The sequence below is a fragment of the Hymenobacter cellulosivorans genome, from assembly GCF_022919135.1.
Lineage (GTDB): Bacteria > Bacteroidota > Bacteroidia > Cytophagales > Hymenobacteraceae > Hymenobacter > Hymenobacter cellulosivorans.
In genome coordinates, this window is sequence record NZ_CP095049.1 from 6,039,340 (window position 1) to 6,054,991 (window position 15,652).

Consider the following 15,652-nt stretch of genomic DNA (forward strand, 5'->3'; position numbering starts at 1 on the left):
CAACTCACCATTTCACCATCTCACTAGTTCACCGCTTAGCGCAGCCGGATTTCGCTCACACTGCAGCCCTGGGGCACCATGGGGAAGATGTTATTTTCCCGGGTCACCATGACTTCGAGCAGGAAAGAGCCTGGATGCTGCAACATTTCCTGCAGGCTGCTTTTAAGTTCTCCGCGTTCCGACACCCGCTTGCCGGCAATGCTGTAGCCGCTGGCTACGGTCACGTAATCGGGGCTGGCGATGTTGACGAAGGAGTAGCGCCGCTCGTGAAACAGCTCCTGCCACTGGCGCACCATGCCCAGAAACTGGTTGTTGAGAATGATGATTTTCACCTCGACCCCGGTTTGCATGATAGTACCCAGCTCCTGAATCGTCATCTGGATGCCCCCGTCGCCGATAATGGCCACCACGGGCCGGTCGGGGCGGCCGAACTTGGCCCCAATGGCAGCCGGCAAGGCAAAGCCCATGGTACCCAGCCCGCCACTGGTAATGTTGCTGCGTGCGTGGTTAAACTTTGCGTAGCGGCAGGCGACCATCTGGTGCTGGCCCACGTCGGTTACCACAATGGCCTCGCCATGGGTTAGCTCGTTGAGCTGCTGAATTACTTCGCCCATGGTCAGCTCATCCGAGGTCGGAAACAGTTCGTCCTGGATAACGGCAGCTACTTCCTCGGCCTGATACTGCTCGAAGCGCTGCCGCCACTCTGGGTGGGTTTTCGCCTCAATAAGCTCAGTCAGCATGGGCAGTGTTTCCTTACAGTCGCCCCACACCGGCACGGTAGCCGCCACGTTCTTGTCGATTTCGGTGGGGTCAATGTCGAGGTGAATCACCTGGGCCTGTTTGGCGTACTTATCGAGGCGGCCGGTTACCCGGTCGTCGAAGCGCATACCAATGGCAATAAGCACGTCGCACTCATTGGTCAGCACGTTGGGACCATAGTTGCCGTGCATGCCCAGCATACCCACGTTCAGGGGGTGCTCGGTCGGTAAAGCGCCGGCGCCGAGGATGGTCCAGGCCGCCGGAATGCCGCTTTTCTCGACAAAGGCCCGAAACTCAGCTTCGGCCTTGCCCAGCGTTACGCCCTGCCCCCAGAGCACAAAAGGGCGCCGGGCCTGGTTGATCAGCTCGGCGGCTTGCGCTACATACTCGGGCCGCACGATAGGCGCGGGCCGGTAGCTGCGGATGTGGTTACAGGGTTTGTACTCAGCAAAATCGTGCTTCTGCAGCTGGGCATTCTTGGTAATGTCAATCAACACCGGACCCGGCCGGCCGCTGCGGGCAATATAAAAGGCCTTGGCCAGCGCCTCAGGCAGCTGACTAGCTTCTGTTACCTGGAAATTCCACTTGGTAACCGGCGTAGTGATGTTGATGATGTCGGTTTCCTGGAAGGCATCGGTGCCGAGCAAATGAGCGAAAACCTGCCCCGTGATGCACACCAACGGAGTGCTGTCAATCTGGGCGTCGGCCAAGCCAGTCACCAGGTTGGTAGCGCCCGGGCCGCTGGTAGCAAACACCACCCCCACTTTGCCCGATGCTCGGGCGTAGCCCTGGGCCGCGTGAATGCCGCCTTGCTCGTGGCGCACCAGCACGTGGTTGAGTTCCTGCTGGAAGTCGTACAGGGCATCGTAAATTGGGATAATGGCACCACCGGGGTAGCCGAAAACGGTGTCTACGCCTTCGGCCAGCAGGGCGCGCAGGGTCATTTCCGCCCCCGACATAGTTTGCAGTGCCGTTTCCGGGGCCAACTGGGTTGTTTTTTCCTGGGTCAACATAGGCTTGCGTTTGACTTGCCTCAAGAATCGGTGATGCACCCTTCACTGGCTGAGCCCACGGTGCGGATGTATTTGCGCAGCACGCCCCGGGGCGCATTCACGGCGGGCGGCGTCCACTGGGCTCGGCGGGCGGCCAGTTCGGCCTCGTCCACCAGCACGCTCATCGTGTTGTTGGCCGCGTCGAGAACCACCTGGTCGCCGTTGCGGACCATGGCAATGGGCCCGCCGTCGTAGGCTTCGGGGCTCACATGACCGATAACGAAGCCGTGGGTACCGCCCGAAAAGCGCCCGTCGGTGACCAGCGCCACTTTGTCGCCGAGCCCGGCCCCGATGATGGCCGAGGTGGGCTTGAGCATTTCAGGCATGCCCGGCCCGCCCTTGGGCCCCACGTAGCGGATGATAACCACTTGCCCAGGCTGCACCTGGTTCAGGCCTTCGTTCAGCTCTTCCTCGGAGTCGAACACGCTGGCCGGGCCTTCGAACCGGGTACCTTCCTTGCCGGTAATCTTGGCCACCGCGCCTTCGGGGGCGAGGTTGCCGTAGAGAATCTGAATGTGACCGTCGGCTTTAATTGGGTTAGCAAACGGCCGCAGCAAGTCCTGCTCTTCACCCAGGGCAGCGGTATTCGCCAGGTTTTCGGCCAGGGTCTTGCCCGTCACAGTGGGTAAATTGCCAGTCAGCAACCCTTCGTTAAGCAACGTCTTCATCACCGCCGGCACCCCGCCCAGGGCCGACAAATCCTCCATCAGGTACTTGCCACTGGGCTTGAGGTCGGCCAGCATGGGCACTCGGTTGCTCACGTTCTGGAAGTCCTGGAGCGTGAGCTTGACCCCGGCCGCATCGGCAATGGCCATCAGGTGAATGACGGCGTTGGTAGAGCCACCCAGTACCGTAATGAGCACCATGGCATTTTCGAAGGCTTCCCGCACCATAATGTCGCGGGGCTTGAGGTCCTTTTCCAGCAGATTCAGCAGGTATTCGCCGGTCCGCAGGCACTCTTCGCGTTTCTGGTCACTCACGGCCGGAGCTGAGGACGAAAACGGCACCGACATACCCAGTACTTCGGCCGCCGAGGCCATAGTATTGGCCGTGTACATGCCCCCACAGGCCCCGGGGCCCGGGCAGGCGTGGTTGATAATACCGCGGTAGTCTTCCTCGGAAATGTTGTTTTGCAGCTTTTTGCCGTAAGCCTCGAAGCACGAAACAATGTTGAGCTGCTGGCCTTTGAAAGAACCGCCTTTAATCGTGCCGCCGTACACCATCAGCCCGGGCCGGTTGAGGCGGGCCAGAGCCATCAGGGAGCCGGGCATGTTTTTATCGCAGCCCACCACGCAAGCCAGGGCATCGTAGTTGTGCGCCCCGGCCATGGCCTCGATGGAGTCGGCAATGATTTCTCTGGAAACCAGGGAGTAGCGCATGCCTGGCGTGCCGTTGGTAATACCGTCCGACACCCCGATGGTATTAAACCGTAACCCTACCAAACCCGCCGCCAGCACCCCTTCCTTCACATGGTCGGCTAGGCCGTTGAGGTGCATGTTGCAGGTGTTGCCATCGAAGCCCGTAGAGCAAATACCCACGAAGGGCTTGCGCAAATCGGCTTCCGACAAGCCCGAGCCAATGAGCATGGCTTGGGAGGCCGGGAGGCTGTCGTCCTGGGTGTAAATGCGGCTGTAGGTATTAAGGGCCATGTGTTAAGTGGGCTTAGAGCTAAGAACTCAGAGCTTAGAAGTGGAAGTATTGGGGGATGCCGGAGCTACTCTGCCGTGGCTTAGACTGTCTAAGATCTAAGCTCTAACTTCTCAGCTCCAACCTCCTGCCCGGTTACCAGAGCCTGGTAGCGGCTAGCCAGCTGGGCCCCAATGGTTTCGGCGTACGGCTTGGCAAATACTACCTCATCAACCGACGAGACGCCGATAACCTCGGCTGCGGTGCCCGTCATAAAGGCGCCTTCGGCCTCTTGCAGTGCGGCCGGCGTGAAGAACTGCTCGTGCACGGTAATACCGGCTTCACGGGCCAGGTCGATGATGGTATTGCGGGTGATGCCGCGCAGGATGCTGCCGGCCGGAGCCGTGTACAGTTCCCCGTTTTTCTCGAAAAAGAAGTTGGCGCCGGGCCCTTCGGCCACGTAGCCGTTCATGTCCAGCAGTAGGGCTTCGTCGTAGCCCCGGCTCTTGGCTTCGGAGCTGGCAATGATGGAGTTAACGTAGTGGCCTGAGACCTTGGCCTCAATCGGCACGGCCTTGGGGTTGGGCCGCTCGTAGGGCGAAATGGTAAGGCGCAGGCTTTGGTCGCCGAGGTACTTGCCCCACTCCCAGACGGCCATCAGCAGGTTGCCGGTCGTGGCGTGCTTGAGGCTCATATTGGGTGTGGCGGCGTAGGCCAGCGGCCGGATGTAGGCGTCGGTCAGCCCGTTTTTTTCCAGCAACTGGTAGCTGATCTGGGTCAGTTCCTCCACTGAGTAGTTCAGCGGCAGCCCGATAGCCTGGCAGGAGTAGTGAAACCGCTCGTAATGCTCCCGGGCCTTGAAGATCTGGCAGCCTTGGGGCGTGTTGTAGGCCCGAATGCCTTCGAAAACGGCGTATCCGTAGTGCAAAGACTGCGCATAAGCGCCGCAAGTGGCCTCCGAGGCCGGCACGAATTCACCATCCAGGAAGGCGACGGTGTTACTGTTGAAATACATAAAACGGTGGCGTTAAGTGGAAGCGGTTAGAAGTAGCAGGCAGTAAAAAGCCTTCCTGAGCGCGGGGCTTAGAAAGGCTCGTTTGTGGCAAACAGCAGCAATTCCCTCAGCCCAGCGGCGGCGGAATAATGACCTTTGTGACGAGCAGCACGGTGAAGAGCATAGCAAGAGGCTGGTTGGTGGTGAAGGTGATGCGTGCAATGCGTAGCCCAACAATCCACTTGGTTTCGTTTAAATTGGCGGTCGGCAATTCCTGGCCTGGGGCAATAACGGCGGGTCGTTTCCGGTTTGAGGAGCGTCCCGATTCCAGATCTTTCCAGTGGCGGTTAGCCAAAGTCGGAAGCGGTTGTAACTTGCCCGGAAGAAGGCGGCTAATGCCCAAAGCCGCAGGCAAGTAGCAATTCCGTTCTAGCCCACGGAAAACAATATTTAGGATAGTCACTATTTCCAATTACGCCATTATCAACCATAACCATCTACAATACAACCACTTACCAAACAAGCCATTACAATGCCTAACGAAAGCATTGACCCCGTTTTTCAGTTAATAAAGTCGCTGACCCGCTCGGAGAAGCGGCACTTCCGCCTGTTTACCAACCGCCAGGGCTCCAACGAGGGCCTGAAGTTTCTGCAGCTCTTCGATGCCCTCGACGGGCAGGCTGCCTACGACGAAGAACGGGTGCTGACCCAGGTACCGGCCATTAAAAAAGTGCAAGTAGCTAACCTCAAGGCCAACCTCTACAAACAGCTGCTGGCGAGTCTGCGCATGTATCATTCGGGGCAGAACCTCGACATTCAGCTCCACGAGCAGCTCGACTATGCCCGGGTGCTCTACAACCGCGGCCTGTACCAGCAGAGCCTTAAAATGCTGGAAAAAGTAAAGCAAACGGCCCAACAGGCCGAAATGCCCCATATTGCCCTGCTGGCCCTGGATTTTGAGAAGCTCATCGAGTCGCAGTATATCACGCGCAGCCTGCGCGGCCGGGCCGAGGTGCTCTCGGCCGAAGCCTCCGACACGGCCGGCCACGTAGCCCAGATGCACGAGCTGTCGAACGTAGCGCTGCGCATGTATGGGCTCTACCTCAAGATCGGGCACGTGCGCAACCAGGAAGACTACGACAACATCACGGCCTACTTCCACGAAGCCCTGCCAACCGTCGATCTGGCTCAGGCTGGCTTTTACGAACGGCTGTACTATTACCAGGCCCACGTCTGGTACCATACCATCACCCAGAATTTCCCGGCCTGTTTCCGCTATGCCCAGAAATGGGTGGATTTGTTTGAACACACCCCCTCGATGAAAGAGCAGCAAACTATGCTCTACATCAAAGGCCTGCACAACCTGCTGATTTCACTATATAACTTGCTATACTTCAGCAAGTTCATCGAAGTACTAGAAACCCTGGAGGCCTTTGCCGCCGACCCGGACCGCCGCACCAACCCCAACACGGAGATGCTGCTGTTCCTCTACATTTATACCAACCGCATCAACGCCTACTTCCTGCAAGGGCGCTTCACAGCGGGCCTGACGCTTATTCCGGGCCTGCTCGACAACCTCGACCGGTTTCAGGTGCAGCTCGATTCGCACCGCCGCTTGGTATTCTACTACAAGATTGCCAGTCTCTACTTCGGCAGCGGCAACAACGATAAGGCCATTGAGTACCTCACCAAAATCATCCAGTTCCGCGACGTCAGCCTGCGCGAGGACATTCAGTGCTTTGCCCGGATTCTCAACCTGATTGCCCACTACGAGGCCGGCCGGGATGAAGCCCTGGAGTACCAGATTAAGTCGGTGTACCGCTTTTTGGGCAAGATGAACGACCAGCAGCAGATGCAGGTGGCTATTTTCCAGTTCCTGCGCAGCGTCGGCGACGTCGCCCCGGACGAGCTCAAGGATGCCTTTATTCAGCTTAAGGAACAGCTCATCCGCATTGCGGCCCAGCCCTTCGAGCGCCGCCCCTTCCTCTATCTGGACATCGTTTCCTGGCTGGAAAGCAAGATTGAAGGTGTTTCGGTTCAGGAAATCATGCAGCGTAAATTCCGGCACCTGAAGTAAAACAAGCGGAGCCTAAAACGAGCATGTCGGCCTTTCTGCGGACGAAGCAGAAAGGCCGACATGACGTCAGGAGGCGAGAGTAAACCGAGAAAAACGCTAGGCGCTGTGGTAAGCTGGTACTTTGCTTTCGGCCAGGCGCTGCTCCATCAGGGTTTTGCTGGCCAGTACGATGGTGGCGAAGCCCTGCGGCACTTCGGTGTAGCGCAGCGTTACCTGGGGGTCGGTCCAATTTTCACTTTTGGCCGCTACGCGCTGGCTGGGCCCGTACTCGGAGAGCAACAGGTTATGAATGCCTTTGCAGTTTGCATCACCCATCACGCGCAACTCTATCGAACAAAGCTTGTCCTTGTAAAAACCGTAGCTAATCCCGGTGACGGTGTAGCCCCCCACTTGCAGGTTTTCCCGCTTGCTGGTATAGTATACGGTTTGGGTACTGGCCTCTACCCGCTCGGGCACTAAGTGGCGAAACTTGCGGACGTCGGTGCCCAAAGCGGCCCGCCGTTGTTCCAGAACGTGCCCAGCCTTGCCCGACTGTGCTACTACGGGGCCAGCAAGGGCCAGCATGAGCGAGAATGCAGCCAGGTATTTCATGGGCTCGGGTTGATAAAAACAGCCCCTAAGATTACTGAAAAAGATTAATAAAAACTACTTTTTCTATTCTTAGTCCCTGCTACTCAACTCACAAGCCGGGGCCCTGGTTTCCGCCACCGACATAAAAAAGCGCGCACCTATCAGGTCAGTGCGCGCCCAAACCAGCCAGCCAACTCCATGGCCAACAGTTGCAAGGCTTTATTGCTGGGCAACGCACGCGGTTAATTACTGCTGCTAAGCCACTTGCCGTTCTTGCAAAAGAGCGAAGTAGTATACTAGTCAGGAGCCAGGATGCACAGCGTAGCCGTGTCGGACTGCAGCATCTGTTTGGTAGTGAAGGCGCCGTCCTTTACCGGTTTGGCGTCCTGCCTAGCCTTTATTTCACGGAGCTGCTGCAGTTCCTGCCGGGTAGCTTGCTTCACGTCCGCGGCCTGACTTATGCTCAGCCATAGCGCCGGGAGTAGTCTGGGTCGGTCCGGGGTTAAATGCAGCGAAAGTAAATTCAATCAAATCCACTTAACAGGTGCAGTACGTTCTTCATCGGGCAGCAGAAACAGGTTAGCGAGAAGTTGTTTTGCAACTGAGCAATGCAACCGTAGATTGGACTTTGTTTCAAAGCTGACCTTTTTAGCCCAATAGTACTTTTGGCTTTCTAAAGGTTATTGCTTCTGCTGCCCACGGCAAAAATGCTGACCGCCTCTTGTTGTCCCCTATCCCGCTCCTCATGCCTACTTCCCCTGCTCGTCTGCGCTGCCTGGTTGTCGACGATAACGAAATCAACCGTCTCACGCTCGAGCATTTCGTGGAAATGACGGATGCCCTGGACCTGGTAGCTTCCCTGCCCGACGCCGTGCAGGCTCTGAATATGCTGCGCAGCGGCACGCCCATCGACCTGCTGTTTCTGGACATTGAAATGCCTCACCTCAGTGGACTGGATTTGGTGCGGGCCCTGTCCGAGCCGCAGCCCCAGGTAATTCTGGTCACTACCCACGCCGATTTTGCCGTGGCCGCCTTCGAGCTGGCCGTGGCCGACTACCTGGTGAAGCCTGTCGACTACGCCCGCTTCAGTAAAGCCGTGGATCGGGTTCTGGCTTTGCGCGCGGCTGCCTCGCCTACTCTGCCCGCAGCTACCACCGTCACCGAAGGCTCCGAACTGTTTGTCAAGGTCAACAACAAGCTCGTGAAGCTCGATTTCAATGATGTACTATACATCGAGGCCATGTCGACCTATTCGGTGTTCGTGACGCCCAAGCACAAGCACATTGTGTACATCACACTCAAAGCCCTGGAAGAACGGTTGCCGTTCAGCCATTTTGTGCGGGTACACCGCTCTTTCATCGTAAATACCAAGCGTATTGAGGCCGTGGAAGACAACCAGCTGCTGCTTGGGGAGCACGAAATTCCGGTGGGCAAATCTTACCAGGAAGAGTTTTTCCGCAAGCTGCGCAGCCTCTAGCCCTTACCCATTAGGGCTTAGGCCTCTTCGGAGCTAAGCTCGGAGGGCAGCTCCTGTACCACCCGGTCGAGGCGGGTAGTAAGGTGAGCAATGGCGGCCAGACGAGTTTCCGAGCTGCCGGGGTGGCGGGCCTGCTCCAGCTGTTTTACGGCTTCATCCACGCCTTCCACGCCCAGTTGCACCAAGTTGGGCTTGATGTGATGCACCAGCTCGGCTACCCGGGTCCAGTTACTGTCGCCGGCCGCCAAACGCAGCTCCTGCACGGTTTCGGGAATGTTGCGCAGGAAGGAACGAATGATTTTGTCGACAAAGGTCTGCTTACCGCGGGCCAGCTCGCGCAGGCTGGTCAGGTCGTAGCTGCGGGCAGTTTGGGCCGCCGAGGCTACTAGGTCGACCAGCTTCTGGTAGAGGGCATCTTCTTCGAAGGGCTTGGCCAGGCAGTCGTTCATGCCCGCGGCCAGGTACAGTTCGTTGTCGGCCCGGAAGGCATTGGCCGTCAGGGCCAGGATGGGTACCTGGGCCCGAACGGCATTGGGGTGCTGGCGGATGCGGGCCGTGGCTTCCAGGCCGTTCATGTTCGGCATCTGAATGTCCATCAGAATCACGTCGTAGGCGTTGGCGGCATGCATTTCTACGGCTACCAGGCCGTCGGGAGCCTCATCAACCTGCACCTGCCATTCTTCCAGCATGAGGCGGGCCACGTCGCGGTTGATTTCATTGTCTTCGGCCAGCAGAATGCGGCGGCCGGCCAGGGAACCGTTGTCCACTACGTCTTCCTTTTTGGCCCGGGGCGCTTCGGCCTTGGGCAGGGTGAGGGTAAAGGAGAAGGTACTACCACGCCCAACTTCACTTTCCACCTTAAGCAGGCCGCCCAGCTTCTCGACTAGCACCCGGCTGATGCTCAGGCCCAGCCCCGTACCGCCAAACCGGCGGGTGGTGTCGGCGTAGGCCTGGGTGAAGCCTTCGAAAATACGGTCAATCTTGTCGGGGGCAATACCGATACCAGTATCCGTGACGCGGAACTCGGTGGTCAGGTGGGTTTCGGTTTCGCCCACGTAGTAGCCGCCCACCGAGATAGTGCCCCGCTCGGTAAACTTCACGGCGTTGGACACGAGGTTTATCAGGATCTGATTGAGGCGGAAGGGGTCACCCACAACCCAGGAGTTGGGGCAGCTTTCGCGCAGTGGGGTACCTTTGAACTCTAGGCCTTTCTCGGTGGCCAGCAGCGCCAGAGGCTCCACGGCCTGCCCCATCGAGTCGCAGAGGTTGAAGGCAGTTTGCTCAAACTCCAGCTTGCCCGAGGTAATCTTGGCCATGTCGAGCACGTCGTTGAGAATGCCCAGCAGGTGCTGGCCCGAGGAGCGAATCACCTTCAGTAGTTCCTGCTGCCGCTCGTTGAGGTTGGTTTTGGCCAGCTGCCCGGCCATGCCCAGCACTCCGTTGAGCGGGGTGCGAATCTCGTGGCTCATGTTGGCCAGGAAGTTTTCCCGGGCTTTAGCGGCCGCTTCAGCCGCTTCGGTGGCGGCTTTCAGGTCGGTAATGTCGGTGCTGACGCCCAGCACTTCCATGGCGCCATCGGGGCGGCGCAGGGGCCGCTTGATGGTCTGGAACCACAGCACCTCCCCGGAAGGCAGCGTGTAAGGATCTTCCTTCTTGATTTCCTCGCCGGTGGCCAGCACGTGGGCATCGGCGGCGGTGTACTCGCGCTCTTCCCGGGCCACAATACTGTTGGCGTCCTGGGCGGCTTTGGCGCGGTAGGGCCGGAACTCCTGGAGCTGGCGCATAGCGTGGTTGCGAAACACAAGGTTGCCGGCCGCGTCGCGCACGTAGATCAGGCTGGGAATGGTGTCAAGCACCTGCTGGGTAAACTTCTGCTCGTCGAGCAGCTGCTGCTGGGCTTTTACCCGGTCGGTGATGTCGAGGCCGTAGCCGAGCATGAACTGCAGGGCACCATCGGGGCCCGCAATGGCTTTGTAGTGGCGCTGGTGGCAGCGTACGCCGTCGGGGTGAGGCGTAATATCGTCCCAGATTACCAGTTGCTCATCCTGCTGGGCCTCTTCAAACATCCGGACGCGCTGCTCGGCCAGGGTTAGCGGATACTGGTAACGCTGGCAAAACTCAGTGATGGTATGACCCAGCAGCCAGGTGCGCGCTTCCGCGTTGGGCACGGCGTAGGGGTTGGCGTAGAGGTAGCGCTGCTCAGCGTCGAGCATCACGACTTCCACCGGCAGCTCATCCAGAATCGTTTCGTAGAACTGGCGCTGGTTGGCCATTTGCAGCTCCACTTCGCGCTGCTCCGTGATTTCCTGCAGGTACAGGTTGGTGTACTCTTCGGCCGCAAAGGGCATAACTTTAACCCGGAACAGGCGCGGGCCGAAGGCTATTTCCAGGGTTTGGGGCGCATTGGTAGCCAGGGCCTGAGTTGCCGCGTCCAGCAAGGATTGCCAGACGAGGGCCAGGGAGTCGGCATCGAGACTGTCGCGCAGCCCACGCAGGGCCGCGTTGGCGAACAGCAATTCTCCATTTTTGCGGAAGCGCAGCACCGGGTTGGGGTTTTGTTCCGGAATGCGCGACATGGCCTGCAGCTCGGCGGCGGCCTGGTGCTGGCTGGTGATGTCGCGGTAACGCAGCAGCACGTTGGTCGAGCCTACTTCCAGGGCCTGCAGTGGCACTACGTCGCGGTCCAGAATCCGGCCGTTGGTCAGGTGTACCTGCTTGCCGTACGAAGGTTGCCCGCTCTGCACCACAGCCTCAAACTCGCGGACCAGCTGCTGGGACTGGTCACAGCACAAGCCAATGGCAGCGCTGAGCTCAGCCACCGGGCGCTGCAGCCACTGCCCGGCCGAGTCCGAAACGCCGAAAAACTCGCAGAAAGGCTTGTTCAGCAACAACACTTTTCCTTCCGCATTCAACAGCACTACGCCTTCGGTGAGGTAATTGGCATAGTACGCCATACGCTCATCGGCTACTTTTTTAGCTTGATGGGCTAGCTGCAAGGCCTGCTCCAACTGCTCAATTCGGGCCTGAGCCTGGGCGAAATCAGCAAGGGAAGGAGTAGCAGCGGAAGAGGGCAATTCAGACATACTGGACACTACGATGACAAGCAACTATGCAAGAAATAGAGAAGTCGGGAAGCACAGGAATTTTTTGGTCGAATGGGTTCTGTGACCATGTCAACGGCAGCCCCGACTGGTTAAACACATACCGCCTAACGAATAAATCCATGTCGACGCAGTGGGCCCTTTCCCGGGGGCAGCGGGTTGCTCAGGGCTGTAGCGAAGCAGGTATTTTCAGGAAAATATTCAGCCCACGCGCTGCCAAGCTCACTTAGGTTCTATATTGAGCGCTCAAGCCTTTGGTATGCGCCGCTGAGAATGGAAGCTTTAGTGCCGATTATGTTTGCGTCGGTGGCCGGTTTGGGCCATGCCTTCGAGCCGGATCATCTGCTGGCCGTGGGCAACATGGTGTCGCGGCGGGAAACAACGGCTGAGGCCCTGCGCGACGGTATCTACTGGGGCCTGGGCCACACCACGATGCTGGTGCTGGTAGGCTCCGTTATTCTGCTGAGCCGGGTGACGTTTCTGACCTCGGGCTACTTTGAAGCGGCCGTGGGCGTGCTGCTCATCGCCATGGGCGTAAGCCGACTAATAGGCTGGAACAAGCCGGTAAACGTACGCCCGGCCCGCTACCAGCACCGCCTAGCCTACACCGTGGGGCTGCTGCACGGCCTGGCCGGTAGCGGGGCGCTGGTGCTACTGGTGATGAGCGAAATCCGCCGGCCCCTGCCGGGTATTCTGTATATGCTGGTGTTCGGGCTGGGCTCGATTCTGGGCATGTTCGTAGTAGCCGGCCTGTGCAGTATTCCCTTTACCCGGCGCATGCGCATCAACCGGGTGCTGAAGTTCGGCAGCATCCTGCTCTCGTCGGTGCTGTGCGTGGGCTACGGGGCTTGGATGGTCTTTCAGAATGTAGGTTGGTGATGGCTGCTTCAGCAAATCAACGCTCAGCACTGCTCTGCTAACCACCAAAACGGCCTGACAACTGACAACGAGCAACTAACAACCAAGAATGCACCTGACTCCCAAAGACCTCGACAAACTGGTGCTGCACCAAGCCGGCTTTGTGGCCCAGAAGCGCTACGCCCGCGGCCTGCTGCTAAATTATCCCGAAGCCCTGGCCCTACTAGCCACGCAGCTGCTGGAGTTTATTCGCGACGGGGAGGCTGTCACTACGCTAATGAACAAGGGCAAGCTGCTACTCGGCTTGCAGGACGTGATGCCCGGCGTGGCCGAAATGATTCAGGAGGTGCAGGTAGAAGGCACCTTTCCCGATGGCACCAAGCTGGTGACGGTGCACCACCCCATCTGCCGCGAAACCGGCGACCCGGCCCTGGCCCTCTACGGCTCGGGCCTGACCCGCACGGCCGCCGTAACCCAGCCCGACAACCTGATCAACGACACGCCCGGCGAGTACCAGCTAACTGAAGGTGAGCTGATCCTGAACGAAAACCGCGAGACGGTGGAAATCGACGTTGTGAACCTGGGCGACCGGCCGGTGCAGGTGGGCTCCCACTACCCCTTCTTCGAAACCAACGCGGCCCTACAGTTCGACCGGGCCGCCGCCTACGGCTTCCGGCTCAACATTCCGGCCGGCACGGCGGTGCGCTTCGAGCCCGGGGAGCGGAAGCGCGTAACGCTAGTAGCCCTGGGCGGCGAGAGAATCGTGTATGGCGGCAATGGGTGGATTGATGGGCGGTTGGATGAGGATGGTAAGCGAAGTGCTGCTATAGAGAAGACGGCAGGGTTTCGGCCCTAACCTAGGGTCCAATTGCTCCCTATTTTTTAAGCGCAACCTCATGCAGCACCTATCAGCTCTAATACTCATCATTTTCGCTTTGAGCGTCGGTGCTTGCCGAGCGCAGGCCCAATACGTGGGCCATTACACACTAAAAAGTCGCCCTAAGAGCTACACGCTCGTTGATGAAGAAAGTGGTACCCGATTCTTACTGGACTCATCTAGAGTGTTTATCACCGCAATTGATAAAAACGGAAAGAAGCTCTGGCGTACCGATCCTTACACCGCTGCCAAAGTGGAAGCTTATCGAGTGAAAAGGCCAGAAATCGTGTACTTCTCGCTCAGCAAAGCGCAACACAATGAGAGCCCTGCATTTCGCAAAGGTGACGAAGTAACCAGCGTAGGCTACAACAACACGGTATTCGGTCTTATCAGCAAGGAAACCGGCATCTTCTTCTATCTGGGCCAAGACTAAATCAACCACCATGTCATTACCCATCTCCCGCCGCGCCTACGCCGATATGTACGGCCCCACCACCGGCGACAAAGTCCGCCTGGGCGATACTGACCTGCTAATCCAGGTCGAACGAGACTACACCGTGTACGGGGAGGAATGCAAGTTCGGGGGCGGCAAGGTCTTGCGCGACGGGATGGGTCAGGCCGCCGGCATCAGCCAGGACGAGGCCCTGGATTTGGTCATTACCAACGCCCTGGTGCTCGACTACACCGGCATCTACAAGGCTGACATCGGCATCAAGAACGGGCGAATCAGCGGCATCGGCAAGGCCGGCAACCCCCACATTATGCCCGGCGTGACGCCCGGCATGACCGTGGGCGTGACCACCGAAGTCATTGCCGGAGAAGGCCAGATTCTCACCGCCGGCGGCATCGACTGCCACATTCACTTCATCAGCCCCCAGCAGATTCCTGAAGCCCTGGCCTCGGGCCTGACCACGATGATAGGCGGCGGCACGGGTCCGGCGGCTGGCACCACGGCCACCACCTGCACGCCCGGCGCCTTTTACCTGGAAACAATGCTCAAGGCCACCGAGGCCTACCCGCTCAACTTCGGCTTTCTGGGCAAGGGCAACACGTCCAAGCCCGAGGGGTTGCGGGAACAAGTCGAGGCCGGGGCGTTGGGCTTTAAGCTGCACGAAGACTGGGGCACCACGCCCGCGGCCATCGACCAGTGCCTGACCATCGCCGAGGAATACGACGTGCAGGTCTGCATTCATACCGACACGCTCAACGAAAGCGGCTTCGTGGAAACCTCCACGGCGGCGTTTAAGGGCCGCACCATTCACTCCTACCACACTGAAGGCGCCGGCGGCGGCCACGCTCCCGACATCATCAAAATCTGCGGAGAGCCCAACGTTATTCCCTCCTCCACCAACCCCACGCGGCCCTTCACGGTCAATACCATCGACGAGCACCTGGACATGCTCATGGTGTGCCACCACCTCGATAAGAACATTCCCGAGGACGTGGCCTTCGCCGAAAGCCGCATCCGGCAGGAAACCATTGCTGCCGAGGACATCCTGCACGATATGGGCGCACTGAGCATTATTTCTTCCGACTCCCAGGCCATGGGTCGGGTCGGCGAAGTCATTACCCGCACCTGGCAAACGGCCCACAAGATGAAGCAGCAGCGCGGCCTGCTGCCCGAAGACGCGGCTGGTACTGCCGACAACTTCCGGGCCCGGCGCTACGTGGCCAAGTACACCATCAATCCCGCCCGGGCCCACGGCATTGCCCACGAAGTTGGTTCCGTAGAACAGGGCAAGCTGGCTGATTTGGTGCTCTGGAAGCCGCAGTTTTTTGGGGCCCGGGCCGAAATGATTCTCAAGGGCGGCATCATCGTGCAAAGCCAGATGGGCGACGCCAACGCCTCCATTCCCACGCCCCAGCCCTCGTTTTCCCGGCCCATGTTTGGCTCCCTGGGCACGGCCATCGGCAAGGCGTCGATGGTGTTTGTGTCCCAGGCGTCGGTAGAAAAAGTGCAAAGCACCTACGGCCTGCAAAAGCAAGTGGTGGCGGTGAAAAACTGCCGCAGCATTGGCAAGAAGGACATGGCCCTGAATGACTACCTGCCCAACATCGAAGTGGACCCTGAAACCTACCGCGTAACGGTGGACGGGGTGCACCTGACCTGCGAGCCAGCCACGAAATTGCCCCTGGCGCAGCTCTACAGCCTGTTTTAGAACGATGTAGAGACGCATACTTGCGTCTCGTCGTTGAACGGCCGGCATTACTTTATAAGCAACCTCAGCAATGATTGAGACGGAAGTATGCGTCTCTACGAC

At 58.7% G+C, this 15,652-nt stretch carries 13 protein-coding genes; 6 read left to right on the forward strand and 7 right to left on the reverse strand.

Annotated features, from left to right (window positions below; all coding sequences use genetic code 11):
* Positions 1 to 35 precede the first annotated feature (35 nt).
* The 4 genes from ilvB to MUN80_RS25690 all read right to left on the reverse strand — a co-directional run bounded on the left by ilvB (position 36) and on the right by MUN80_RS25690 (position 4,786).
* Positions 36 to 1,772: a biosynthetic-type acetolactate synthase large subunit gene (gene ilvB / locus MUN80_RS25675; protein ID WP_244717904.1), complete on the reverse strand. Its 1,737-nt coding sequence runs from the start codon at positions 1,770 to 1,772 to the stop codon at positions 36 to 38.
* A 20-nt stretch (positions 1,773 to 1,792) separates the two neighbouring features.
* A complete protein-coding gene (gene ilvD, locus MUN80_RS25680; RefSeq protein ID WP_244717907.1) occupies positions 1,793 to 3,460 on the reverse strand; it encodes a dihydroxy-acid dehydratase in 1,668 nt (555 codons plus the stop codon).
* Between the two features lie 89 nt (positions 3,461 to 3,549).
* Positions 3,550 to 4,452 carry a branched-chain amino acid transaminase gene (locus MUN80_RS25685; protein WP_244717910.1) on the reverse strand — a complete coding sequence of 301 codons (903 nt, stop codon included), beginning with the start codon at positions 4,450 to 4,452 and terminating at the stop codon, positions 3,550 to 3,552.
* A 106-nt stretch (positions 4,453 to 4,558) separates the two neighbouring features.
* Complete coding sequence (locus tag MUN80_RS25690; RefSeq protein WP_244717912.1) at positions 4,559 to 4,786, reverse strand: hypothetical protein; 228 nt, start codon at positions 4,784 to 4,786, stop codon at positions 4,559 to 4,561.
* Between the two features lie 177 nt (positions 4,787 to 4,963).
* Between MUN80_RS25690 and MUN80_RS25695 the strand changes: the two genes are divergently transcribed.
* On the forward strand, positions 4,964 to 6,508 hold the full coding sequence (locus MUN80_RS25695; protein ID WP_244717914.1) for a hypothetical protein: 1,545 nt from the start codon (positions 4,964 to 4,966) through the stop codon (positions 6,506 to 6,508).
* A gap of 96 nt (positions 6,509 to 6,604) precedes the next feature.
* On the opposite strand, the gene MUN80_RS25700 is transcribed toward MUN80_RS25695, so the two are convergent.
* Positions 6,605 to 7,099, reverse strand: a complete 495-nt coding sequence (locus MUN80_RS25700) for a hypothetical protein (protein WP_244717916.1) — start codon at positions 7,097 to 7,099, stop codon at positions 6,605 to 6,607.
* A gap of 275 nt (positions 7,100 to 7,374) precedes the next feature.
* Positions 7,375 to 7,521: a hypothetical protein gene (locus tag MUN80_RS25705; protein ID WP_244717918.1), complete on the reverse strand. Its 147-nt coding sequence runs from the start codon at positions 7,519 to 7,521 to the stop codon at positions 7,375 to 7,377.
* A gap of 302 nt (positions 7,522 to 7,823) precedes the next feature.
* On the opposite strand from MUN80_RS25705, the gene MUN80_RS25710 reads away from it, so the two are divergent.
* A complete protein-coding gene (locus MUN80_RS25710) occupies positions 7,824 to 8,555 on the forward strand; it encodes a LytR/AlgR family response regulator transcription factor (protein WP_244717920.1) in 732 nt (243 codons plus the stop codon).
* A 17-nt stretch (positions 8,556 to 8,572) separates the two neighbouring features.
* On the opposite strand, the gene MUN80_RS25715 is transcribed toward MUN80_RS25710, so the two are convergent.
* Positions 8,573 to 11,638 carry an ATP-binding protein gene (locus MUN80_RS25715; protein WP_244717922.1) on the reverse strand — a complete coding sequence of 1,022 codons (3,066 nt, stop codon included), beginning with the start codon at positions 11,636 to 11,638 and terminating at the stop codon, positions 8,573 to 8,575.
* Between the two features lie 291 nt (positions 11,639 to 11,929).
* On the opposite strand from MUN80_RS25715, the gene MUN80_RS25720 reads away from it, so the two are divergent.
* The 4 genes from MUN80_RS25720 (at position 11,930) to ureC (ending at position 15,550) form a co-directional block, all read left to right on the forward strand.
* Positions 11,930 to 12,535 (forward strand): urease accessory protein, encoded by a 606-nt coding sequence (locus tag MUN80_RS25720; protein ID WP_244717924.1) that lies wholly within the window; start codon positions 11,930 to 11,932, stop codon positions 12,533 to 12,535.
* Between the two features lie 88 nt (positions 12,536 to 12,623).
* Positions 12,624 to 13,370, forward strand: a complete 747-nt coding sequence (locus MUN80_RS25725) for an urease subunit beta (protein WP_244717927.1) — start codon at positions 12,624 to 12,626, stop codon at positions 13,368 to 13,370.
* A gap of 40 nt (positions 13,371 to 13,410) precedes the next feature.
* Positions 13,411 to 13,824, forward strand: a complete 414-nt coding sequence (locus MUN80_RS25730) for a hypothetical protein (RefSeq protein ID WP_244717930.1) — start codon at positions 13,411 to 13,413, stop codon at positions 13,822 to 13,824.
* 10 nt (positions 13,825 to 13,834) lie between these two features.
* Positions 13,835 to 15,550, forward strand: coding sequence for an urease subunit alpha (gene ureC / locus MUN80_RS25735; RefSeq protein ID WP_244717933.1), 1,716 nt, complete (start codon positions 13,835 to 13,837; stop codon positions 15,548 to 15,550).
* Positions 15,551 to 15,652: the final 102 nt, after the last annotated feature.